Origin of the sequence: Nostoc sp. (assembly GCF_036916975.1) — a bacterium.
GTDB lineage: Bacteria > Cyanobacteriota > Cyanobacteriia > Cyanobacteriales > Nostocaceae > Nostoc.
On sequence record NZ_JBALFF010000054.1, the window covers coordinates 59,145 to 83,977 of the forward strand.

The window sequence follows — 24,833 nt, forward strand, 5'->3', positions numbered from 1 at the left end:
ATGCGTAAGTTCTAAATTCTTATTTTTGGGGAAAAAATCAATTGTGTCAAAAAACAAAATTGTTAGCTTAAGTGACATACATATCAGTACAAATCATCCCACAAGCTGGTATCAAAAACAAATCCATGAACCATATTTAGCAGCCATTCTCGACTATGTAATTAGTGAAGCTGACTCTATTCAAGAGCTAATTTTACTCGGTGATATATTCGATTTTTGGACTTATCCCCCCAATCATCAACCCCCTGAATTTGCTGCTATTTTAAACGCTAACCCCAATATTTTTGGAGTTAATGGAAAGTTAAGTCAGGCTTTAACGGCTTTGAAAGGAAATGTGACTTATGTAAATGGCAACCATGACATGAACATAACTCAAAATGATTTGCATCAAATTACAAATTCATCGAATTACCAAATAAAATATTCTCCAGACCCAATTTATTACATTCAGACTGCGGGAGGAAAAAAGATTGCCTTTACTCACGGGCATATATTTACAATGTTTAATGCTCCCTACCTCCAGAGTGAAATTAGCCCATTACCTCTAGGCTATTTCGTTACCCGCGCAGTAGCTTATATGTTAAATAAAACCCTGAAACCTGGACAAACTGTTGCTGATTTGACAGGTCAAGGCGCTCCTAACGGGATGAATTTAGGAGGCTTAGTCTCCTCAATTCAATCCGCTATTGATTCTGGATCTATGGGCTTAATTGATTTAGTTCTCGACTACATCACAAACGTGACTGAAATACCAGAGAAGGAACCGATTATCTTACCCAACGGTCAAACAACAACAATAGCAAAAGCAAAAGAATTATACCGTCTTTTACAAGATAAGTGGATTGCTGATTGGGGAGGAGGTAGAAATGGTATATTAGCCACAGTCAAATCCGCAATAGCCGATTTAGATGGCACTTATATTCCTTGGTTTGCCCAACACTCTGCTCTAACCTCTAACTCAGACTTGATTGTTTTAGGACATACCCATGCACCCAAACTAGGCATCACCAATGGTTTGGTTGGATATGCTAATAATGGTTTTGAATGTCCTTCAACTCCTGATATTCCCTCACAGACATTTACTTTCACAGTGGTTAATACAGATAAATGCCTACCCAGTGTTTATCAGGTAGTTAAGCAGAATACTTCCTATCAAGTTATTCCTTATGCTGCTCCTCAAGACTCAGTAATTGCTTCTATGTCAATGGATTTTTCTTGTTATGTCATTATTGACAACACCAATGGAAATTCTAAATTGGATTTAATTGAATCCAAAGCTAATGATGGTTATTATGTCGTCAATCCTCCTAAGCAGATTCTACCAGGAGAACAAAGAGAGTTCTGGATACAAGATTATCCGGGGTTATTCGGCACAAAGGGTAGTGTAACCTATTCGGTAAATGGTCAACCTCTGAATTTGACCTATTCTTGTCCTACGGGTATAGCCAGTAATAAATGTTCTGGTGCTAAGTTCTACACTTCTAATAATGGAGTCAATTGGGTTAAACTAAATGAAACCAAAAAGAGTGGACATCCCTTTTTTGTAAAGTTTGTACTGTAATGCGATCGCTTGATCTTGTAGGGTGCGTTAGATTTGCCTAACGCAGGTTGTTAATTGTCAGTGCGATATCTACGACGGGCTATTCGGCATCGCCCCTTGAGCGACTTCCAAGAAATAAATTATCCAATCTTGTGGGGTGGGCTTTTGGGACCACCTTTGGTTACTGGGCGCTCGTGTCGCCCACCCCACAATAAATAGTTGGATATTTTTTTATTTGTCAGTCCCTTATGGTAAAACTTCACTAGTTCCGTAGGGTAGGCATAATGTAATCCCAAATGCAAGAGTCAGGGGAAAACAGCCTCAGAGCATCAGAAATTAGTATTGTTAAGTTCAAGCGATCGCTTTGATATAATCATTTTGGATACTGGGCTACCAGAGCTACTAGCTGTAGGGTAACTAAATGTACAGCAATACAGAGCTAGTATGGCGCATAGTACAGCAATATAGAACATAATTTATAGTAACGATGGCGTAAACTTTTTCAACATAGACACACCACACTAGTTATAATTTCCTATAAGTTGAAAAAACTCTTAAGATTTAGCGTAATAATTACGCTTCTCTCACACCGACTAGCTGACAACCACATTAGGAGGACTATCTATGGCGCTTGTACCACTGCGGCTGCTGTTGGATCACGCAGCTGAAAACGGTTACGGCATCCCAGCTTTCAACGTTAACAATTTGGAGCAGATTCAAGCGATCATGAAGGCTGCTGTCGAGACAGATAGCCCTGTAATTTTGCAAGCTTCACGCGGCGCTCGTAATTATGCAGGAGAAAACTTTCTACGCCACCTAATTTTGGCAGCAGTAGAAACCTATCCTCAGATTCCCATTGTCATGCACCAAGATCATGGTAATGCGCCTTCTACTTGCTACTCAGCAATTAAGAACAACTTCACCAGCGTGATGATGGATGGTTCTTTAGAAGCTGATGCGAAAACTCCCGCTAGCTTCGAGTACAACGTTAATGTTACCCGCGAAGTTGTAAATGTAGCTCATGCTTTGGGTGTGAGCGTTGAAGGTGAACTCGGTTGTTTGGGTTCTCTAGAAACTGGTGCTGGTGAAGCTGAAGATGGTCACGGCTTTGAAGGTACACTTGACCACTCACAACTGCTAACCGATCCCGATGAAGCTGTTGACTTCGTAGAACAAACCCAAGTAGATGCTTTGGCTGTTGCCATTGGCACAAGCCACGGTGCTTACAAGTTTACCCGCAAGCCCACTGGTGAAATTTTGGCCATCAGCCGCATTGAAGAAATTCACCGCCGTTTGCCTAACACCCACTTGGTAATGCACGGTTCTTCTTCTGTACCAGAAGATTTATTGGCGCTAATTAACCAGTATGGTGGTGCAATTCCTGAAACCTACGGCGTACCTGTAGAAGAAATCCAAAAAGGGATCAAGAGCGGTGTACGTAAGGTAAACATAGACACCGACAACCGTTTGGCTATTACTGCTGCTGTCCGTGAAGCTTTAGCTAAAAAACCAGAGGAGTTTGACCCCCGTCACTTCCTCAAGCCTTCTATTACATATATGCAGAAGGTATGTGCTGAACGCTATCAGCAATTTGGTACTGCTGGCAACGCAAGCAAGATTAAGCAAATTACTTTGGAAGATTTTGCTGCTAAGTATGCTAAAGGTGAACTGAACGTTGTTACCAAGGCTGCTGCTAAAGTTTAATTTTGACCACAAATTAAGTAAGGGTATAGTCCTGCTATGCTCCTAAAAAACTGATAATTTTAATATTGTCAGAAACCGGGTGTTTACCCGGTTTTTTGTTGTATTGATAAGGGCTGGGAATAGGGAATGGGGAAGACTCCTCTTGCTGCCCCCTAGAATACCCGATGCTGTAAAGAGGGCATTTGACGACGAACTTGTTCAAGCCTAGTGGGCTTGATTTCTGCGATCGCAATTCCCGGTTTTTCTCCAGCATCAGCTAAAATTACGCCCCAGGGGTCGATAATAACGGCGTGGCCGTGGGTTAGACGACGGGCGTAGTTATTCCCTGTTTGGGCAGGAGCAATGACGTAAGCGGTATTTTCGATGGCTCTAGCTTGTAGTAGTACTTGCCAGTGGTCTTTGCCTGTAAAGGCGGTAAAGGCGGCGGGAATAAAGATCACATCCGCTCCCTTATCTGCCAGATGACGATACAGTTCCGGGAAGCGGACATCATAACAAATAGAAAGCCCTAAATTACCAAGTTTTTCAGAAAAATGGACGGGGGGTAGTTGCGTACCAGCTACAACTGTGCTGGATTCTCGATAGGTGTTGCCGTCGGGAACATCAACATCAAATAAGTGTACTTTGTAGTAGCGGGCAAGCTCTTCACCGCTTGGGTCAATCAGTAGAGTGGTATTATAAACCTTGCCTGTATTGTCTACCGGAACTGGAAAGCTGCCGCCCAAGATCGTAATTTGAAAGCGTTGAGCCATTTTTTTGAGAAATTTTTCACTTTCAAGAGCGATCGCATTACCTTGCGCGAGTTTGTCTTTTTCTTCTCCCATATAGGAAAAATTTTCTGGTAAACCCACTAATTCCGCACCTTGACGCACGGCAAGCTCTATTAATTCTTCTGCCTGTGCCAAATTTTTCTGTAGATCAGGCACACTGGTCAATTGAATAGCGGCGGCTAAATAAGGCTTCATAGATTCAACAACGAACAGTTGATTTATGGAAGATAGATTATCAAATATATCGCTACTTCAACATCTGTGGAACTTAATTAGAAATGCGTCAGCGCTGCTTTTCTTTAAGACACTAGTTTTATTACTGATCTTAACTAAGTTTGGGGGTTTAAGTCCCCTGGCTAACGAGGCCAGAATGTTTTGATGCCTAAGCTAAATCCCCCGAAGTTTTGTGGACTTAAACCATCCCCACAACAGCACTCTTCGTCACAAAACGTAATTACGAATTACTAATTATTTAACTCCTGTCCGTGGGTTTAAGTCCCCCGGTCTAAAACCGATAAGTAATGCGAGTGGGGTTAAATCCCCATTACAAAACTTAATTACGAATTACGTACAGCCCTTTGGGCATGAAAACCGCGCAGCGTGCCGGAGGCTCTATTACGAATTACGAATTATTTTAATCTTCCTCTGGGTTATAGCAAACTGGGCAAGATAAATATTAGGTTGTGATCAAACCTTGATAAAAGCTGTCTACTGTGGATATTCCTATTCTAATTCAAACATTTATCGCTGTGTTTGTCCTAGCAGATGCTGTGGGCAATATACCGATTGTTTTAGTTTTGACTAAGGGCATGATGCCAGACCAAAGAAATAAAGTTATAGATAAAGCAATTATCATTGCGATCGCAGTTCTTTTGCTATTTGCCTTTGCAGGGCAAATAATTTTAAATTACTTAGAAATCAGCACCGGCTCTTTGCGAGTAGCAGGAGGACTATTGTTGCTGTTAATTGCTTTGCAAATGCTGCGGGGAGAATTAGATCAGCCAATTATTGAACAAGGACGTGATGTTGCAATTACTCCACTAGCTTTACCACTGCTAGCGGGCCCGGGGACTTTGACCACGGTGATGTTGTTGATGTCGAAATCACAGAGTCCGCATATTGATGTCACGGGGGGTATCTTAGCGGCGATGTTTGTAACTTGGTTAATTTTGCGTTTAGCAAACGTGATTGACCAGTGGATTGGTGCAGAAGGTGGAGTGATTGTGACTCAACTTTTGGGTTTTTTGTTGGCGGCGCTAGCGGTGGAAATTGGTAGTACGGGAATTAAGGAATTGTTTTTGAGCTAGAAAACTCCTAAAAATATTCTGAAACTGTATACAAATGTAAATAAGTTTGAGAGACGAGAAATTCGCGCCTCTCAAACTTGTTTATAAAAATTAACCTCAAGTTAGAACAAAATGGATAACTCAAGATGAGTTTATTGCCGATTGAGTTTCAAAGATACTTTTCCAGAGTGGAAGCTAATGTAGTTTTAGGCACAGCGCCGACTACCATATCCACTTTTTGGCCATCCTTAAAAATCATTAATGTGGGAATGCTGCGGATGCCGTACTGGCTGGCAACATTAGGATTTTCATCCGTGTTGACTTTGACGACCTTAATTTGACCCTTGTACTGTTCGGAGATTTCATCGACAACAGGAGCTACCATACGGCATGGTCCACACCAGGGTGCCCAAAAGTCAACTAAAACTGGTACATCGCTGTCGAGTACTTCTTGCTTGAAACTAGAATCGGTAACTTGTGCGGCTGTTGACATGCCTAAAACCTTCGCCAATAATATCTGAGCTTGGTGAAAATTCTACCATAGCAAAAACCTCAGCTTGGAAGTGCGAGGATGTACATTTGCAAAGAAGCTCTGTTATTTTATTTATAAACATAAGGAACCGCCCGAACAATAGTCCGGGCGGAGTGTGGTGTGAGGAGTGAACGGAAACATTCGTCTCCGCTATCTCTATTGTAGGCGACATATCGAATTTTTCCAGCAATTGTTTAGGGGGCTGGAGAAATCTTTTCAATAAATGGGGAGTGGGGCGCAGGGGGCAGGAAAAGAGCAATTGGGATTATGTGCGCTTTGCTAGGAAAAAAGTTTCCCCTTTTCCTCCAGCTAAGAGCTTCTTCATTTCCCTCTGCCCCCTGTAAGAACTGCCCCTCTGCCTCTTTCCCATGCCCCATGCCCCAATTCTATTTCCCCATACCTAATTGTTGAGCTTTTTGGTAGACTTTACCCTCGGTTAATAAAGAAGGCGCAATCACAACTTCCACTTGTTGCATTTCTTTAATATTTTTGGCTCCTAAGGTGCCCATACTCGTCTTTAAGGCTCCTAAAAGATTGTGAGTGCCATCATCTAGCCCTGCTGGGCCAACGAGTATTTGCTCTAGGCTACCGGTGGTGGCAACGCGAATGCGGGTGCCACGAGGCAAAACTGGGCTAGGAGTCGCCATGCCCCAATGATAACCTCGTCCTGGGGCTTCTGTGGCTCTGGCAAAGGGAGAACCAATCATCACGCCATCGGCACCGCAGGCGATGCATTTACAAATGTCGCCACCGGTGATTAAACCGCCATCAGCAATAATGGGAATATAGTTACCAGTTTCCTTGTAGTAATCATCTCGTGCTGCTGCACAATCTGCGATCGCAGTCGCTTGTGGTACGCCCACACCCAACACGCCACGGGACGTACAAGCAGCACCAGGCCCAATTCCCACCAGTACCCCAGCTGCCCCTGCTTTCAACAAATTCAAAGTGACTTCGTAAGTTACGCAATTCCCCAACACTACGGGGATGGGCATGGAACGGCAAAATTCTGCTAAATCAAGTGGTATTAAAGACTCTGGTGACAGATGTGCAGTAGAAACTACCGTAGCCTGTACAAAAAATAAATCTGCCCCAGCTTTTGCCACCGCCTCGCCGTATTTACTTGCACCGGCTGGAGTCGCACTTACCGCCGCAATCCCACCTTGTTGTTTAATTTCCTGAATCCGTTGTTCAATTAATTCTGGCTTTATTGGTTTGGCATAGAGTTCTTGCATCAGGGCAACAAATTCATCTTTCCCCACAGAGGCAATCCGATCTAATATTGGCTCTGGATCGGTATAGCGAGTGTGAATACCCTCTAAATTCAGGACACCTAATGCTCCTAACTGTGACAAACGTACAGCCATGCGAACATCTACTACACCATCCATCGCACTGGCAATTATCGGGATTTCTCGCTCAATATTGCCAATACGCCACTTAGTATCTGCCAAACTGGGGTCTAGTGTTCTATTGCCAGGGACTAAAGCAATTTCATCTATTCCGTAAGCTCTACGAGCTGTTTTTCCCCGCCCAAGTTGAATTTCCACGCTTTAATTTTTCTCAAATCTGTTTAAGCTAGGGTATCAAATTGTGAGATAAGTTGGAGCGTTTTTTTCCCTAAACTACACAGATAAATTCGAGTTACCCAAGCTGCCGCTCGAAACTTTGATGGACGCAAAGTATTTACCAGGCAACCAAATGAGCAAAAATTATTAATTGGTTTTTATATTGTATTCTTTGAGGGTTGGTGTTGCGCTAGTTTTTGGCAATTGGACAATGATAGTGTCTATTATTACTAAGTTAATGGTTAATGCCAATAATATTGACATTAGTTTTCTTAATTTGCCTATATTGACTTAGGTCAAGATTGGGCAAATTATCATAAATGATAGCAAATTGTAATAGTTTGTATCGTTTCAAATCGGTAAACCTTCTGAATTTGAAGATTTTCAATTTTAAAATCCAAAATCCAAAATCCAAAATCGGTTTGATTTACCGTTTATTTTTAACTACATTCACACCAGTGTAACCAGTTGCTATCCAAAGTATCGCTCTAGCTCCATCACGAATAGATTTTTCGATAGATTCAGGGGGTTTTTCTGAAGGAACCGGGACTGGTTTTAAATCAATACCTCGACTACCCAAAATAATTTCGCCGATGACACAAGCCCGACGCATGTGAAAATCTGAAGTAATCAAATAAACGCTCTTGATGCCACGAGCTTGCAAATCATCTACCAACGTAGTAAAATTAGTAACAGTATCTACGGCTTCATAGTCCAAGTGTAAACGTTTGGGATCAACACCAGCTTTGGTAAATACTCGTTGGGTGAATCTAGCCGGACTACCCCCAGTAATCCAAATTGGTATATTGGGATGCTGGCGGACAAATTCAGCCGTAAACTTCTCTCGCTCTAAACGTCTCGTTGAACCACCCAACACTACAACTGCTTGCGGCTGTACAAATTGGTTTTGTACTTCTTTGTATCCCCACCAGATGATTAGCGGTAGGACAAAAGCCATAAAACGAAAAGATTTGCCTGTAAAAAATAGCTTATTCAAGGCTCGATAACTTTATATACTAAGTCCAAAGCTTCCTCTGGCTAAAAGAAAAACAATTGATAGTAGAGTAGCAAACTCCTATAAAATCTGCCCAAATTTATATTTGGGTGATTTTCATGTTGCAGCGCGATTAAGCGTGCTTGAAGTTTTTCCTCTAATTGATGGATTATCCTAACCGATATCGGACAATCCATCAAAGGGTTTTAGCATCTTCTCAAAGAACCCCGTTTAGTCGTTGACTTTTCATGTTATCTAGAAAATTCCTATCCTAAATATTGTAAAGTCAGGCAAGCGCTGGTAGGGTTGGCATTGCCTAGCAAAATATGGTAATGTATTTTAAAAAATTAGAGCAATACCCACCTTTACCTGATTTATAGTCTCAATTTTTTGCCAAGTCTATTAATGAATATTTGAATTAGAGTATAAAAATGACACGATATCACACAATGATCCCACATTCTGTGAGAATATATAATCAGGCGATCGCCGATCACAAATAGCTAATTAATACTCACAACAATTCCTTAAATTCTTCACGAGTTATTTGGCAATCGCGTAGTATTTGTGCCAGCAAACCACGACCAATTGTTTCACCTGAATGTACAGGAACTACTGTCCTGCGCCCATCGCTGTGTATCATAATATGATGACTACCACGTACCCTAGCCACTTCAAAACCGACTTTGCTAAGGGCTGCAATAACTTCCTTTGCTGTGACGCTTGGGAATTGACTCATATCTCAACTGCGACTCGCCCAATACCAACAAAGTCCAGTGAATCCTGCTGTTCTTCCTCAAATTCTAAACAAAGTTGAATCGCTTCTCTAATACGCTCCATCAACTCATCTAAAGTTTTGGCTTGTGTATGACAACCAGGAAGATTTGGGACGGAAGCAACAAAGTAGCCGTCTGCATCTCGTTCAATAATTACATTAAATTCTCGCTTCATCATGAACTTTCCTGAAGTTATATTATATTCTCTCATTATTGAAAGAGCGATCGCCCCTACAGTGAGAAAATATAATTGGCATAGATCCTACTCAGTAGTTGCTGCTTCCAGCCAGACTTCCACATCATCTGCTAGCAACTTCTGGGCTGCATCCAGCATTGATGCTGCGATGTCTTTGAGGTCTTCGCGGTTGTTTAAATAAGTTTTCAAGGCTTCCATTGGGTCGATGCTGCTACTTGCAGTCAATTCAGGAATCCGGGGGCGAGCTAATTGACTCAATAATTCTGCTTGAATGGTGTAGGTGTGAGCGTGACTTAAGGCAGTATGTAGAGAGGAACTGTCAATTAAATCCATCTGTTCGGAGCGGAGTTTGTAAATTAGCCGCACTACAGCATCTTGAATATCATACTTGGCGATCGCGCTCATTAACGCCCCTTGTGGATCATCTGCTTTCGAGATATCCACTTCAATGGTGCGGAAAGTCCGAACTGTTAAGGGACAAAATTCCCATTCAACCCTCCCCCGCTCCAGTTCTATCATCACATAGCCTTTGTCTTCTTTTTCTTCACTAAAATCTACCCGCTCAATGCTCCCTGGATAAATCACCGGCGGGTTGTTAGATTTATTCAGATTTTGGTGGCGGTGGACGTGTCCCAAGGCTACATAATCAAAACAAGGTCGCGTCAGCAAAGATAGAGGTAGAGTAAAGCCTTTACCCACCGCCAAAAAACGTTCTGCGCCGAAGGTAGCATTGTCAGACATCAAGTGAGCCAAAAGGATAGTTGGCACATCGGGGTCAAGACGGCGAATTTCCCCTTCCATAACAACTCGCAGACGTTCCGTTAACAGTTGGTTTACTTCCGCTAAAGATGAACCTTCAGTCTCTTGGCGAGTCATCAGAGTTGAACGCGTCAGCCAAGGAAGGGTGATGACTTGCACTTTACCATTGTGGGTTTCGATGCAGTGAGTAGTTAATGTGTCACCCACAACAAATCCTGGAACTCCCAAAGTGCGGTAAATATTTAAACTCGCGCCTCCCTGTCCTTGGGAGTGTTGGTCATGGTTACCTACCAACAACACTGTTGGAATATTGGCATCCATGAGACGGCGAAATTGGCTGGCAAAAGCTTGCTGTACATAAGGCGCTGGTGTAGCATCCGGGAACGCATCGCCACCAAATATCACCATATCAACAGCATCTGTCAGCGCTCGGTCAATACATATAGACAAGGTATTGACAAAATCCTCCAATCGTGTATTTAATCCAGTCGTGGGATTAATTCGTCCGTGGGAGAAGCCGCTTCCCATGTGGATGTCGGAGAGATGGAGGATTTTAATCATATTTGTCCTTAGTCATTAGTCATTTGTTCTTTGTTTAATACTAATGACTAATGACCAATGACCAATGACTAAATATGAATTCCACATTCTGTTTTATCACTTCCCCGCCAACGTCCGGCGCGTTCGTCTTCGCCTTCGCCTACTTTGGTGGTGATGGGTTGGTCGCCGATGCTGGGATAACCTTTGTCGTGGAGTGGGTTGTAGATGACTCCGTGTTCAGCCACGTAAACCCAGCTGTCTTTGCGTGTCCAGGTAGCGATAGGATTTACTTTCAGCCGACCTTTACCATCTAATTCAAATATGGGCATATTCGCTCGGGTTACTGCTTGGTCACGGCGGCGTCCAGTAATCCAAGCAACGCTGTTGAGTTCGTCTAGACCTCTTAGCAGTGGTTCAATTTTTGTAATGTGGTGGAATTGGGCAATATCTTTGTCCCAAAGTTTGTCGCCATATTTGGCTTCAAAGGCTTCGCGGGTGTCTACGTCTGGAGTTTTGAAAGTTTGCAAATCCAGGTTGTAGATTTGTATGGCTTTGGCTACTAATTCTAGGCTTTCAGGGAAGTGGTGCAAGGTGTCGAGAAATATCACAGGAACTGGATGCTTCAGTTCAGTGTAAAGAATATGGGTAATTATCATATCATCCACGTTAAAGGCGCTTGTTTGCACCAGTCCCGTTGGGATATTCTCTATAGACCATGCCAGTATTTCTTTAGGAGTGGCAGTTTCAAATTGCTGATTTAATTTTTCTAAGTCAAAAGCGATCGCTTGGTTTCTAGATGCCGTGGAAACTGTCATGATAATCTTCTGTTTAAATATTTTTCCCTTGACTAAGATTTATTTTACTCCACAAAGGCGCATATTCCGCTCGGAGATAAGGTAATTATTTTGTTCGGAAATTACTACATTATCGGTATGGGGTATGGGACATTGCCTTATTTTTAGGATTAAGTCAAAACGAATACCTAAGTAGAAACAACAGGATTTACTAAGAAACTTTACGGAAATTTAAGTTTTACAATGCTTCCATAGATATTTATACTGATTTTGATATGGTTAAGGAACAATTAATAAAAAGGATTTTACTTAAATGAACACTTCAAAATCCCCCAACCGCTTAGGTGAATCTATAATCATGGGCGCTTTAATGATGTTGACCAGCGTTAGCATAATTACAATAATGAATTTTTTCTAAGATAAAGATTTCTAATTTTAGCAATAAAACTTCACATAGCCCTGCTCAAAACTGAGTGGGGCTTTTAGTTTTAATCTAGATGAATCCGTGTATATTAACTTTTTTTTGTGACTTTTAAGTAAGTGGGTCAAATTAAATATAGCGGTGTGCAGTTCAGTGAGATACAAAAAGTTTGCTGAAATGATTTGACAGCAACGATTTTGGTGTTCTCATCCAATCGATAACCGCTATATAAAACCTCACCCTGCCTCCGGCTTCCCCCGACAATAATAAGGAGAGCGATTGAGGGTGAGGTTTTATCTTAATATTTAATTACGCCTACATACTTAGTAGAAAATAATTTGGAAGCCGTATTTTTACGTAGTTTTACAATCAGAGAATTTAAAATTGGGATGCAGCTAGTAATGAAAAGTTTGTAGTAAGCATAAAGCGTGCTTGGAAAATAAGGACTAAAGTCCTTACTACGAACTTGGTTACGCCTAAATTTAAACTTGACAGATTATTTAGTGGCCGACTGGCGGTTTCGCTCCTGCACCGCCTTTACCCAGGAATAATAACAGAGGTAATGAGCAAAGGAACCCTACCCCTACGACTCGAAAGCAATCTGCGTAAGATAAAACAGCAGCTTGAGTATTTACTGTTTGACTTAATAAAGCTAGTGCTTGTTGTTGCGCTGTTGCCGCATCTATGCCTTGGCTTTGGAGTGCGCCATTGAGCAAGTCGAGACGCTGATTGGTTTCTGGGTCATAAGGGCTAAGTTTTGCTAACAGGATGGCTCGATGAAAAGTCTGTCTTTGGTCAAGCAGAGTAGTAAGTAGGGCAATGCCGATACTACCACCTAGTTGTCGAGTCAGGTTGTAGAAACCAGAACCGGCAGAAACATCTTGTTTGGGTAATGGCCCTAAAACTGCCAAACTCAAAGGGAGAAACATTAACACAGTAAAAGCTCCGCGGCATACCAAGGGCCAAAATAAATCGTCTGTCCCGCTTTGTGGGGTAATTGCTGCCAATTGAAACATGACTCCAGATGAGCCGACAGCGCCCATTGCAATTAAAAATCGGGCATCAACTATACTAGAGAGTTTGCCTAATAAAACCATGACGATCGCAGATGCTAAAGCCCCAGGTGCTAATAATAATCCTGTTTGTGTTGCCGTAAATTGCAGCACGCTCTGAGCAAATATTGGCACAGCAAAGAGTGCGCCATAAAGCCCCATACCCACGACCGCTGAAAGAACACTTCCCGCAGCTAAAGAACGGTGACGCAAAACTCTCAAATCTACAGCCGGGTGATCTATTTTCAGTTCTCGCCAAATAAACAACCCCAAGCCGATAATACCAACGATCGCTAGAGTCACAATAAAACTAGAAGAAAACCAGTCATCTTGCTCTCCTTGTTCTAATACAGTTTGTAAGCTACCCACAGCCACGATTAAAAACGCAATTCCCCACCAATCAACAGCTTGGTTTTGAGCCTCGTTCCTCTCCTTATTTTTTGGCAAAAACGCCAAAGACATCGCTACTGCGATGATCCCAAAGGGAATGTTAACAAAGAAAATCCAGCGCCAGCCTAAACCATCTACTAAGAATCCTCCCAAGGTTGGGCCAATTGCCGGGCCAGCAATTACACCTACACCAAAAACTGCTTGCGCTAAACCTTGTTCAGCTGGGGGAAAAGTCTCGAACAAAATCGCTTGGGCTTTCGCTAGCAACCCGCCACCGCATAAACCTTGGAGAATTCGGGCAACGATCAACATCGGTAAATTCAAGGACAGCCCACATAAAACCGAGGAAATAGTAAAACCAATTAGTGAGAAGATAAAGTAGGTTTTACGCCCAAAGTAATCTCCCAACCATGCAGATAAGGGAATTAAGACGACGTTAGCGATCGCATATCCGCTAACTACCCAACCTACTTCACTGACAGTTGCACCCAAAGTCGCTTGGATATCGGTAAGAGCTACGTTAACAATACTAGTATCAATTACTTCTAAGATGGCACCAAGAGAAGCCGTAAAAGCGATCGCCCACTTCAATGGGCCGTGGACATAACCAAATTGGTCAAAACTAGAACTTTTAATATTAGTAGCCATTCTTACGTCAATAATATTTGCGAAATGTCAAGCAATGCCTTGGTTTACACACTGACGCCAAAGCTAAAATTAAATTTTGTATATATACGTTACGGTAGCGTATCATATTAAAATGGTCAAGGGAGAATTCATTGAATTGTGGCAGAAATACCTATGCTAAAGATGGATGGTCACTGCTAAGTAAGTGGGCGCAAATAATCATCACTGGCTCGTAGTTGCGCTTTAGCGCATCCGGATAAAGATGCGCTAAAGCGCAACTACGAGCCAAATACAGAGATTTTACTTTTCGTTACATAGTTTGGTTTTATCCTGCCTACCTACTTACTGTTTTCATGCATGAGAATTGGGTTATAGGGCTTATTTGTTTCCTATAGGCGATGTTTTATGCCCAAAGGTAGGAGCAAATGGCCAAGAAGATATTGCTTGGGGATGATATTTTATGAGTAAGCAAATCAACAGCCCCTCTGGACGACCACGCAGCATCCACGCGGATCAGGCTATTGTGCAAGCGACTTTGGATCTGCTTGCAGAGGTAGGATATCAAAGCATGAGTATAGAAGCGATCGCTTCTCGTGCTGGAGTTGGTAAAACGACCATCTATCGGCGTTACACTTCCAAAGAGGAGCTAGTTGCAGACGCGATAGAAAGTTTGAGAGATGATTTAGCGATCCCCGATACTGGCAGGTTTTGGGGAGACATGGATATCTTAATCAATAATGCCGCCAAAAAAATAGATAGTCCCCTTGGTCGTCAGACACTCGCTTTGATAATTAGTACAGCGTCTAGCAATCCTCAGTTTGCCTTGGTTTATTGGACAAAATATACAAAACTCCGACGTGAAGCGTTTTCTAAAGTACTTGAGCGGGCCAAGTCTAGAGGCGAAATTCACAAGGATGCAGACGTAGACTTAATTATTGACCTTGTGAGTGGGTCACTATATTATGCACTGATATTCAAACCCACAACCGAGCCGGTAGAAGAGTACATGCGGCGCACAATAAATCTTCTTATGGAGGGAGTGGGGAGTTGGGAGTAGGGAGTAGTGAATGGGGAATGGGGAAAGAATTCTTATTCCCCAGTTTCCATTCCAACTTGTTAGGAAAATAACTTTTCAGCAAAGGTCATAAATGAGATGATGGAGAAATTAGAGAAAAAGGTGAACAATTGTTATTTTTCTCCTTCAGGTTCTGGTTGCAGGATGGCATTACAGTATTCAATGACAGTGGTCAAGCGATCGCTAATGGTCTGAAGTCTCGTTTGTGCAGTAGATGCTTGCCGCGCTCCTTGCAAAAACATCACATCTACTGCCAACAGGCGCAATTGCTTGCTCATTTCGGTTTGATAAGACTGCACTCGCCAGTTTTCATCAGCCAAAGGCACAATCTGCTCCTTAAAGAATTGCTGCAAGGAGGCTACACGCTGTCGCAGTTCTAGTGAAACAATTTGGGTAGTTGTGGCATCGGAACGTAATTGCTCTAGCAAGGTTACGAGTGCCAGATATTTCTCACGATTTAAAGACATCCAGTGCTAGTTAAGATAGTATTAATGTCAAGTTATTTTTCTTCTACAATAAACTTTCTTAAAGACTTATCAGTACTAAAAGCCTCAAATCCTGATTTGGGGCTTTGTTTGCCATCAATGGATTTTCTTTATGATGCTTGAAACTCAAATTGGATGACTACCACCGGCAATTGGAAAATCATCCTTACACTGTTTTATCTACCCGTCTCTGGGCAACAGCATCAATTTAAGTTGATGCTGCCAATTTTATTTATCATTCACTTATCTACCGATCCTATCCAAACCTAATTGTATGAGCAGTCTAGCTATAAATTCATCAGTTGGTCTAACCATTCCCGAATGGTTAAAAAAATGTTTAAAGGAGTCATCCACAAGTAGCGGCACACCGGAAGATGACCGAAGGCATAGTGATGCAGTCTTAATTGGTCGCGCATTTGAATTTGCTTTGCAACTCCATCAAGGTCAATACCGCAAATCGGGAGAACCATATATTGCTCATCCTATCGCTGTAGCCGACTTGCTGCATGACTTGGGAGGTAGTGCTGCTATGATAGCAGCTGGATTTCTTCATGATGTCGTTGAAGATACAGAAGTCACAAGTCAAGAAATAGAAGAACGCTTTGGCCCAGAAGTGCGCCAATTGGTTGAAGGTGTCACCAAGCTTTCTAAAATCAATTTCACCAGCAAAACCGAAAGTCAAGCCGAAAACTTCCGGCGGATGTTTTTGGCAATGGCGCAAGATATTCGGGTAATTGTGGTGAAATTGGCAGATCGTTTGCATAATATGCGAACTTTACAATATATGTCAGAGGCCAGCCGCCGCCGCAGCGCCCAAGAAACGCGAGATATTTTTGCACCTTTAGCGAATCGCTTGGGGATTTGGCGAATTAAATGGGAACTGGAAGATTTGGCTTTTAAGTATTTGGAACCGGAAGCTTTTCGCCAAATGCAAGAGCTTGTTTCTGAAAAACGGACGGCGCGAGAAGAGAAATTGGCTAAAGCTACGAACATGTTGCAAGAGCGTTTGCAGCAAGCTGGAATCCGTTTTCAAGATATTAGCGGTCGTCCCAAGCACCTTTATAGCATTTACCAAAAAATGCACCGCCAGCAAAAGGAATTTCATGAAATTTACGATTTGGCGGCGCTGCGGATTATTGTTCAAAGCAATGAGGAATGCTATCGAGCGTTGGCGGTGGTTCATGATGCTTTCCGCCCAATTCCTGGGAGATTTAAAGACTACATTGGACTGCCAAAACCTAACCGTTACCAGTCGTTACATACTGGGGTGATTGGACTATCTGGCCGTCCTTTAGAGGTGCAAATTCGGACAGTTGAAATGCATCATATCGCCGAGTACGGGATTGCCGCCCATTGGAAGTACAAAGAAACAGGAGGTTCTAGTATTAGCCATTTGACAGGGACGGATGACAAGTTTACTTGGCTGCGGCAACTGCTGGAATGGCAAAGCGATCTCAAGGATGCACAAGAATATCTTGATAGTGTAAAAGATAATTTATTTGAAGATGATGTCTATGTCTTCACCCCTAAGGGGGATGTTGTTCCTTTAAGTCCTGGAGCTACGAGTATAGATTTTGCTTATCGGATTCATACGGAAGTGGGAAACCATTGTTCAGGGGTGCGGGTGAATGGGCGAATGGTGCCACTGTCAACACGGCTGCAAAATGGCGATATTGTAGAAGTTCTTACCCAAAAGAACAGCCATCCGAGTTTAGATTGGTTGAACTTTGTCAGAACTTCGGCGGCGAAATATCGGATAAAACAATGGTACAAGCGATCGCGCCGGGAAGAAAATGTTGCCCGGGGACGGGAATTGTTAGAAAAGGAACTTGGTAAAACGGGTTTTGATAGTTTGCTGAAGTCGGATGCGATGGAGACTGTCGCCGAAAAGTGTAATTACCACAGTGTGGACGATTTACTTGCTGGTTTGGGTTACGGAGAAGTAACGTTGAACTTAGTGCTAAATCGTTGGCGAGAAGTGGCGAAGGGACAACAACCAGTTTCCACCGTCTCGCCATTTATTCCCAAAGAACCAACTACATCAAAAGCTTTGCGAGATGCACCTGCAACTATCTCGCGCTCCAGTGATTCGCCAATAATAGGAGTAGAGGGGTTAGTGTATTATTTAGCTGGGTGTTGTACCCCAATTCCTGGCGAACCGATTATTGGTGTGGTGACGCGAGGTAGGGGGATTTCGATTCATCGCCAAGGCTGCAATAATCTCGAAACTGTGGAGTATGAGCGCTTAGTACCAGTTAGGTGGAACCCAGTCGCCGAAAATAGTGGTCGTCCGCATACTTACCCAGTAGATGTTCAAATTGAAGCCCTTGACCGCGTAGGAGTGCTAAAGGATATTTTGTCACGGTTGAGTGACCAAGGAATCAATGTCCGCCATGCTCAGGTGAAAACCTGTGTTGGTCAACCTGCATTGATGGACTTAGGAATAGATATACGCGATCGCTCGCAATTAGAGCAAGTATTTGTCCAAATTAAAAAAATGAGCGACATTTTGAATATCCGCCGCGTTGGTCAAATTGACGAGTAGATACGCCTTTGGGGTGCGTTACACTGCGTTAACGCACCAATTTAAGTTGGGATTTCATTTTCAAATTTCGCTGAAATAGTCTAGCCCTGGTTACAGGGAATGGTTTTTAATGGCAAAATTACAGTAAATGTAGATCCTTTTCCTAGCTGTGAATCTACTTTAATTTCACCATCCATTAACTGAACCAATCGAGAGACTATTGCTAAACCTAATCCTGTACCATCAGAATTTTGCACTTGGGGAGAAGTTACTTCCCGAAAATAAGGATTGAAGATTTGTGCTTGAGCATCTAAAGAAATACCAATACCACTATCAGTAACAGAGATAGCCCACTGCTGTGGAGGTACCGTCCAGCACTTCAAATAAATTGAACCAGATTCTGTGTAGCGAATTGCGTTACTGAGTAGATTTGTGAGAATTTGCTGAAGCCGAAGAGGATCTGTGATAACTTGACTTGGGGCGCGTTCGCATTCAACAACCAAGGATAATTCTTTAGCACGCGCTAATGGCTCAATCATCTCTAAAACGAAGTTGATTAAACTATGCACATCGGTTAAAGTAGGCTGCAATTTCATCTGTCCGGCATCATAGCGCGAAATTTCTAGAGTATCGTTAATTAACCGCACAAGAAGTCTACCACTTTTGAGAACTCGCTCGATATTTTCAAGATTTCCATAAGTATCTTTGATATCTGATTGTTGACGCTGCTGGCGCAGAAATAAGTCTGCGTAACCGATGATTGAAGTGAGGGGCGTTTTCAGTTCATGAGCCAAATGAGAGAGACTATCTTTATTAGCGCGAACCAAACGAGTTAGTTCTTGGTTAGTCAATCGCAGCTGACTTTGGAGTTGTTTAAGCTCTTGTAATCGTCCTTGAGTATAACTGTTAAAGCAACGCGCGATCGCTTCATCAATTACTGTATCAATCAGGCGAACAGCCCTTAGCACATCTTGTGCAGATCCTTGTAATAAATCTTCTTCTAAAAAGGAAAAAATCACAAACCGGAGTAAACGATACTCTCGCGCAATTTCGGCTGGCTCAAATCCCTGTTGGGCGCGGAGTGTACCGTGTTCTAAACTTGCATCTACTACTGTCTGCAAATCGCTCGTTTCCGATTCAGAAAGTACTGTTGCTAATGCTTTCAAAACGCGGGGTAAGCTATTCCGTACAGCTTTGAAAGTAAGTTCATTAGTCGCTTCAATTTGTTCATCTTGGTAAACCGCTTCTACCCATTGATCGAGAATAGCATCACTTTTGGCAATTAAAGTCTGACTAAAATCCATCTTATGCCTAACCAAACACAGCGAAGGCTGTTCCAATATAAGTAGATTACTACGCTTAATGTCAAGTTTCCACCTGAGACAAGATAGGGGTTAGTGAAAATACAGCTTCTTGCTAAACTAATTACTTCAGCTTATTTCATCATAAATGCTACAGCGATCGCTTCACAAGATAGGTTGTGTTACAGACATAATACTACCACTCAACACTATTAAAGTTGTCAGTGTATTTATATAGATATATTTTGCAGAGACGAGATTAATCGCATCTCTTAGTTTGTACGGACATCCCAAAATAACTTTAATTTTTATTCGTTATATCTTCTGATGTGGCTAAGTGATACAGCAGCTAAATTGGGCGAGTTATAAAATTATAAAAGTTTCATAAAGTATGTCCAAACTTCTGGTTAGCCAATATCACACAGAAGTAGAAAGAATTATCCAATATGGCGGATCACGTAAAGAAACATCGATTCGGGTTGCATTTCAAAACTTAGTTAATGAATATTGCAAGCCTAGAGAATTTAGACTTATCCCCGAATTAGATTATAAAACACCTAGCGGCAAACTTGTTTATCCAGATGGCACTGTTAAAGATGCTTTGCGTTTGGATTGGGGCTACTGGGAAAGTAAAGACGAATATGATAATTTAGACCAAGAAATTGAAAAGAAACTAATAAAAGGCTACCCAGATAGTAACATTCTGTTTGAAGACTCGCAAACAGCAGTTTTAATTCAGGGTGGACAAGAAACCATGCGCGTCCCGATGAAAGATCCTGACGCGCTAGATGGAATAATTACATATTTTATTAATTATGTACGCCCGGAAGTTAAAGATTTTCGTGAGGCGATTGAAACTTTTAAAGAAGACTTACCGACTGTTTTGAATGCTTTGCGTGATTTAATTGATAGTCAAATTGAAACAAACGCAGCTTTTAAAATAGCGAGGGCTAAATTTTGGAGTATCTGCAAAGAATCAATTAATCCTGAAGTAACTTTGCTGGATGTTAGAGAAATGATGATTCAGCATATTTTAACTGAAGATATCTTTATCAGCATTTTTAATGAATCTCAGTTTCATCGAGAAAATAATATTGCTCGTGAATTAAAAACTATCATCGATACCTTTTTTACAGGTAGCACTAAAAAGAATACTCTTGGTACTATTGAGCGTTACTATGGAGTCATTAGAAGAACTGCGGCGAATATTTACAATCATCATGAAAAGCAGAAGTTTTTAAAAGTGCTTTATGAAAATTTCTATAAAGCATATAATCCGAAAGCGGCTGACAGGCTAGGTATTGTCTATACACCAAATGAAATTGTGCGTTTCATGATTGAAAGTGTAGATTATTTAATTCATAAAAATTTTGGTAAGCTGCTTGCAGATAAAGATGTCGAAATTTTAGATCCAGCTACAGGAACAGGCACTTTTATTACTGAATTAATTGATTATTTGCCTAAGAATAGTCTGGAATATAAATATAAGCATGAGATTCATTGTAATGAAGTGGCAATTTTACCTTATTACATCGCTAACTTGAATATTGAATACACCTATAAGCAAAAAATGGGTGAATATCAAGAGTTTGAAAATATTTGTTTTGTCGATACGCTAGATCATACATCATTTGCAGGCAAACAATTAGATTTATTTGCTATGAGTGTAGAAAATACAGAGAGAATTAAAAGGCAGAATGAAAGTAAAATATCAGTAATTATTGGTAATCCTCCATATAACGCAAAACAAGAAAATTTCAATGACAATAATTCTAATCGGTATTATAAAGCAATAGATAATTTAATAAAAAATACTTACATAAAAGACAGTAAAGCTCAAAATAACATTGTTGTTTATGATATGTATACTCGTTTTATACGCTGGGCAACTGATAGATTAAGTCACAATGGAATTTTAGCATTTATTACTAATTCATCTTTTATTGATGCTAGAACATTCGACGGACTTAGAAAAGCTGTTAGTGATGAATTTAGTGATATTTATATTGTTGATTTGCATGGAGACGTTAGGAAAAATCCTAAGCTATCAGGTACGATACATAATGTTTTTGGTATTCAAACTGGCGTTGCGATTATTTTTATGATAAAGAGGCAAGTAAATAACGGTACAGCTTGCAAAATATTTCATACTCGCCGCCCAGATTTTGAGACAGCAGGGGAAAAGTTAAGGTTTTTAGCTGAAACTAAATTTACTGATATTCATTTTGATCATATTACACCAGATAAAAATTATAACTGGATTAACCAGACAGATAATGATTTTGATAATCTTCTACCATTAGTTGATAAAGATGTAAAAGCTGGGAAAACTGGGAAAGCAGTATTTAAGTTATTTGCCAGGGGTATAGAGACTACAAGAGATGAATGGGTTTACGATTTTAGTAAACCACATTTAATTCATAAAATAGAGTTTTTTATTAAAAAATATAACTTATCTGTTGCTGACGGAGAAATGGATAACTCTATTAAATGGAGTTCGTCATTAGAAAGTTATCTACATGCAACGAGAAAAGTTGCTTTTGATGAGATATTAATTGAGAAATCTCTGTACCGCCCCTATTTAAAACTTTATCAGTATACAGAAAAGATTTTAAACCATAGATTGACTCAAAATCATTATGAAATGTTTTCCAATAATTTAAAAAGCAAAAATAAAGTTATTGCTTTTTCTGGTATCGCTTCTAATAAATCCTTTCATTGTCTTAGTTCAGATGTATTGATTGGCTTAGATACAATTGAAAAAACTCAATGTCTTCCTCTCTACCGTTACGACAAAGACGGTAAACGCATCGACAATATCACCGACTGGGGATTAACCCAATTTCAAAATCATTATAACGACTCGACAATTAGCAAATTAGATATTTTTCACTACACCTACGCCGTCTTGCATAATCCCGCCTATCGCACCAAATACGAACTCAATTTAAAACGAGAATTTCCCCGCTTACCCTTCTATGATGACTTTCACCAATGGGTTAACTGGGGTAAACAGTTGATGGATTTGCACATCAATTATGAAACTGTCGAAGCCTATCCTTTAAAACGAATTGATTTACCTCTGGCTACAAATAGGACACCAAAGGCAAAACTCAAAGCCAATACAGCCAATGGAACCATTATTTTAGATGATGTCACAACTTTAGAAGGTGTCCCCAAAATTGCTTGGGAATATCGCCTTGGCAACCGTTGTGCTTTAGAATGGATTTTAGATCAATACAAAGAAAAGAAACCGAAAGACCCGACAATTGCTGAAAAATTCAATACATATCGGTTTGCAGATTACAAAGAACAAGTGATAGATTTATTACAAAGAGTCTGCACCGTCAGCGTGGAAACAACGCAAATTATTCAACAGATTGAGGTGTAATCGATTCGTTATTTTTCGGGAACAGACTAATCAATGTGCGTAAAGCCTGATTGACAGCTTCTCCATTAGGAAAATATTCCTGTACATCAGGATCAAGCATTACAGCCCCATCTTCAAGGGTAAAGTGCTGTACAAGAGTTGTCTCATCAGCTTGATGAATGGTAACAGTATGTCCACGCCGATAAGCTTGGTAATGCTTTCCACGAACACCACCAGTAAAATCGTACTCAGGAAGCATATCGTTATCCGTGATATCAGGCTGCTCAGAATTAACTTTGTTCATAAACTTTCCGTTCTGCTTTTGTGGCTTGGCGGCAACTGATAATGCGAATATTGGATTGACGTTCTGTATAAACTACAACGAGTAACTCTCCTCGTAAAGAAAGACCAATATCAATGTATCGTTCTTCCTCAATTGAGTGGTCAGGATCAGTGATAGTAATCGAAAAAGGGTCATTGAATACAGTTTTTGCTTCCTCAAAGCTAATTCCATGCTTCTTGAGGTTTTCTTTGGCTTTTTTTTCATGCCATTCAAACCCCAATTCCACAGAATTACCCTCACTATGACGAATTTAGCAAGCCTATCAATAATATTGTACGTTGTTTTTGAAAAAGTATATTTTAGTCCATATATTTTCATACTAAAAGTTACTCCCACCGATGTACCATATACCTCGGTTGTGTTTTTATGCAATATTTCTATATCATAAGTACCCTCACGGGTACTATCCATCCTCCACAGACCTATCCGAAAGTACAGAGTAGAAAACTTTTTTTAGAAAACAAACCATGAACACGCGATTTTGATTCGTTTTTCTGCTCCTTTATTTGCCATCACTTAGTTTTAAAAGGAGAATATCTTCGATGGCTCGAAATAAAAAGAAATCACCCAGGTTCAAGGATGAGCGATCGCTACATTCTAGATGCCCTATTTGTTGTATTATCCCACCCCATATACTAAAAAATATTGTGGTGAATGGCAATCCTCAGCAGCGTACTTGGGCTTTTCATACATTAAATATTTCCGCACAATTTCTGGGACGGAGAAACATTGTAGGTAATATCTCCTTTGCGCCTTCTCCTGGTGAAAAACGCCGCACCATCTACGATGCTAAAAATGGACAGCAACTCCCTGGTACACTGGTGCGTAGTGAAGGAAGCCCTCCTAGCAGCGATCCCGCAGTGAATGAAGCCTACGATGCGGCGGGTGCTACTTATGACTTGTTTCATGAGATATTCGATCGCAATTCCATTGACGACAAAGGACTACGTTTAGACTCCACCGTGCATTATGGCGTTAAATATGACAATGCCTTTTGGAACGGCGACCAAATGGTTTATGGTGATGGCGACGGAGAACTGTTTCAACGCTTCACAAAGTCAATTGATGTGATTGGGCATGAACTAGTTCATGGTATAACCCAGTATCAAGCGGGTTTACAGTATTACGGTGAACCAGGGGCTTTGAATGAATCGTTTTCTGATGTCTTCGGTTGCTTAGTGAAACAAAAGGCCAAAAATCAGACTGTACAAGATGCAGACTGGCTGATTGGTCAAGGTCTTTTGGTATCAACTATCAAAGGTGTTGCGCTGCGATCGCTAAAAGCACCAGGAACAGCATACAATGACCCAGTATTAGGGAAAGATCCGCAACCAGCCCATCTGAAAAATAAATATACTGGTACTGATGATAACGGCGGGGTGCATATCAACTCAGGAATCCCTAACTATGCCTTTTATTTAGCAGCTGTTGACATTGGTGGTTATGCTTGGGAAACAGTTGGTAAAATCTGGTATATTGCTTTACGCGATCGCTTGAATGCCAAAGCAGATTTTAAAAAAGCTGCCAGTGTCACCATTCAAATTGCTGGTGAACTCTACGGTAATGGCAGTAATGAGCAAAAAGCTGTGCAGAATGCTTGGCAAAAGGTAGGAGTTATTTAGAGTTAGGAGTTAGGAGTTAGGAGTTTGGAGTTTGGAATTTGGAGTTAGGAGTTAGGAGTTAGGAGTTAGGAGTTAGGAGTTAGGAGTTAGGAGTTTGGAGTTTGGAATTTGGAGTTAGGAGTTAGGAGTTAGGAGTTAGGAGTTAGGAGTTAGGAGTTAGGAGT

The 24,833-nt window shown here is 41.1% G+C and carries 21 protein-coding genes; 8 read left to right on the forward strand and 13 right to left on the reverse strand.

Annotated elements, in window-relative coordinates; all coding sequences use genetic code 11:
• Positions 1 to 43: 43 nt before the first annotated feature.
• Together V7K73_RS12635 and fba are read left to right on the forward strand one after the other, a co-directional pair.
• Complete coding sequence (locus V7K73_RS12635) at positions 44 to 1,561, forward strand: metallophosphoesterase (RefSeq protein ID WP_334880384.1); 1,518 nt, start codon at positions 44 to 46, stop codon at positions 1,559 to 1,561.
• A gap of 603 nt (positions 1,562 to 2,164) precedes the next feature.
• Positions 2,165 to 3,244, forward strand: a complete 1,080-nt coding sequence (gene fba, locus V7K73_RS12640) for a class II fructose-bisphosphate aldolase (protein ID WP_334880386.1) — start codon at positions 2,165 to 2,167, stop codon at positions 3,242 to 3,244.
• A 152-nt stretch (positions 3,245 to 3,396) separates the two neighbouring features.
• Here the strand turns inward: fba and V7K73_RS12645 are convergent, their stop codons facing one another.
• Complete coding sequence (locus V7K73_RS12645; protein WP_334880388.1) at positions 3,397 to 4,209, reverse strand: carbon-nitrogen hydrolase family protein; 813 nt, start codon at positions 4,207 to 4,209, stop codon at positions 3,397 to 3,399.
• 518 nt (positions 4,210 to 4,727) lie between these two features.
• Here V7K73_RS12645 and V7K73_RS12650 point away from each other — a divergent pair.
• Entirely contained in the window at positions 4,728 to 5,321 is a 594-nt protein-coding gene (locus tag V7K73_RS12650; RefSeq protein WP_334880390.1) for a MarC family protein, read from the forward strand.
• A gap of 148 nt (positions 5,322 to 5,469) precedes the next feature.
• Here the strand turns inward: V7K73_RS12650 and trxA are convergent, their stop codons facing one another.
• The 8 genes from trxA to V7K73_RS12690 all read right to left on the reverse strand — a co-directional run bounded on the left by trxA (position 5,470) and on the right by V7K73_RS12690 (position 13,970).
• Complete coding sequence (trxA, locus tag V7K73_RS12655) at positions 5,470 to 5,793, reverse strand: thioredoxin (RefSeq protein ID WP_190895257.1); 324 nt, start codon at positions 5,791 to 5,793, stop codon at positions 5,470 to 5,472.
• 425 nt (positions 5,794 to 6,218) lie between these two features.
• Positions 6,219 to 7,382, reverse strand: a complete 1,164-nt coding sequence (locus tag V7K73_RS12660; RefSeq protein WP_334880393.1) for a GuaB3 family IMP dehydrogenase-related protein — start codon at positions 7,380 to 7,382, stop codon at positions 6,219 to 6,221.
• Between the two features lie 445 nt (positions 7,383 to 7,827).
• Positions 7,828 to 8,358: a YdcF family protein gene (locus V7K73_RS12665; protein ID WP_334880395.1), complete on the reverse strand. Its 531-nt coding sequence runs from the start codon at positions 8,356 to 8,358 to the stop codon at positions 7,828 to 7,830.
• A 550-nt stretch (positions 8,359 to 8,908) separates the two neighbouring features.
• Complete coding sequence (locus tag V7K73_RS12670) at positions 8,909 to 9,133, reverse strand: type II toxin-antitoxin system HicA family toxin (RefSeq protein WP_334880397.1); 225 nt, start codon at positions 9,131 to 9,133, stop codon at positions 8,909 to 8,911.
• Positions 9,130 to 9,348 (reverse strand): type II toxin-antitoxin system HicB family antitoxin, encoded by a 219-nt coding sequence (locus tag V7K73_RS12675; RefSeq protein WP_334880399.1) that lies wholly within the window; start codon positions 9,346 to 9,348, stop codon positions 9,130 to 9,132. The genes V7K73_RS12670 and V7K73_RS12675 overlap by 4 nt, the downstream gene beginning before the upstream one ends.
• Before the next feature lie 84 nt (positions 9,349 to 9,432).
• Complete coding sequence (locus V7K73_RS12680) at positions 9,433 to 10,686, reverse strand: exonuclease SbcCD subunit D (RefSeq protein ID WP_334880401.1); 1,254 nt, start codon at positions 10,684 to 10,686, stop codon at positions 9,433 to 9,435.
• 68 nt (positions 10,687 to 10,754) lie between these two features.
• Complete coding sequence (gene cysH, locus V7K73_RS12685; RefSeq protein WP_334880403.1) at positions 10,755 to 11,480, reverse strand: phosphoadenosine phosphosulfate reductase; 726 nt, start codon at positions 11,478 to 11,480, stop codon at positions 10,755 to 10,757.
• Between the two features lie 900 nt (positions 11,481 to 12,380).
• A complete protein-coding gene (locus tag V7K73_RS12690) occupies positions 12,381 to 13,970 on the reverse strand; it encodes a DHA2 family efflux MFS transporter permease subunit (RefSeq protein WP_334880405.1) in 1,590 nt (529 codons plus the stop codon).
• 439 nt (positions 13,971 to 14,409) lie between these two features.
• On the opposite strand from V7K73_RS12690, the gene V7K73_RS12695 reads away from it, so the two are divergent.
• Positions 14,410 to 15,006, forward strand: coding sequence for a TetR/AcrR family transcriptional regulator (locus V7K73_RS12695; protein ID WP_334880407.1), 597 nt, complete (start codon positions 14,410 to 14,412; stop codon positions 15,004 to 15,006).
• Between the two features lie 131 nt (positions 15,007 to 15,137).
• Here the strand turns inward: V7K73_RS12695 and patD are convergent, their stop codons facing one another.
• Complete coding sequence (gene patD / locus V7K73_RS12700) at positions 15,138 to 15,491, reverse strand: heterocyst frequency control protein PatD (RefSeq protein ID WP_334880409.1); 354 nt, start codon at positions 15,489 to 15,491, stop codon at positions 15,138 to 15,140.
• 153 nt (positions 15,492 to 15,644) lie between these two features.
• On the opposite strand from patD, the gene V7K73_RS12705 reads away from it, so the two are divergent.
• The gene (locus V7K73_RS12705) at positions 15,645 to 15,779 is read left to right on the forward strand and encodes a hypothetical protein (RefSeq protein ID WP_334880411.1); all 135 of its coding nucleotides are present in this window, start codon (positions 15,645 to 15,647) and stop codon (positions 15,777 to 15,779) included.
• A 4-nt stretch (positions 15,780 to 15,783) separates the two neighbouring features.
• Entirely contained in the window at positions 15,784 to 18,054 is a 2,271-nt protein-coding gene (locus tag V7K73_RS12710; protein WP_334880413.1) for a RelA/SpoT family protein, read from the forward strand.
• Between the two features lie 80 nt (positions 18,055 to 18,134).
• On the opposite strand, the gene V7K73_RS12715 is transcribed toward V7K73_RS12710, so the two are convergent.
• A complete protein-coding gene (locus V7K73_RS12715; RefSeq protein ID WP_334880415.1) occupies positions 18,135 to 19,337 on the reverse strand; it encodes a sensor histidine kinase in 1,203 nt (400 codons plus the stop codon).
• A 388-nt stretch (positions 19,338 to 19,725) separates the two neighbouring features.
• Here V7K73_RS12715 and V7K73_RS12720 point away from each other — a divergent pair, with 388 nt between their 5' ends.
• The gene (locus tag V7K73_RS12720; protein WP_334880417.1) at positions 19,726 to 22,725 is read left to right on the forward strand and encodes a type ISP restriction/modification enzyme; all 3,000 of its coding nucleotides are present in this window, start codon (positions 19,726 to 19,728) and stop codon (positions 22,723 to 22,725) included.
• On the opposite strand, the gene V7K73_RS12725 is transcribed toward V7K73_RS12720, so the two are convergent.
• Together V7K73_RS12725 and V7K73_RS12730 are read right to left on the reverse strand one after the other, a co-directional pair.
• The gene (locus V7K73_RS12725; RefSeq protein ID WP_334880419.1) at positions 22,703 to 23,008 is read right to left on the reverse strand and encodes a hypothetical protein; all 306 of its coding nucleotides are present in this window, start codon (positions 23,006 to 23,008) and stop codon (positions 22,703 to 22,705) included. The two genes, V7K73_RS12720 and V7K73_RS12725, sit on opposite strands and share 23 nt — an antisense overlap.
• On the reverse strand, positions 22,995 to 23,273 hold the full coding sequence (locus V7K73_RS12730; protein ID WP_416212060.1) for a BrnT family toxin: 279 nt from the start codon (positions 23,271 to 23,273) through the stop codon (positions 22,995 to 22,997). The genes V7K73_RS12725 and V7K73_RS12730 overlap by 14 nt, the downstream gene beginning before the upstream one ends.
• Positions 23,274 to 23,589: 316 nt before the next feature.
• Between V7K73_RS12730 and V7K73_RS12735 the strand changes: the two genes are divergently transcribed.
• Positions 23,590 to 24,669, forward strand: a complete 1,080-nt coding sequence (locus V7K73_RS12735) for a M4 family metallopeptidase (RefSeq protein ID WP_334880420.1) — start codon at positions 23,590 to 23,592, stop codon at positions 24,667 to 24,669.
• Positions 24,670 to 24,833: the final 164 nt, after the last annotated feature.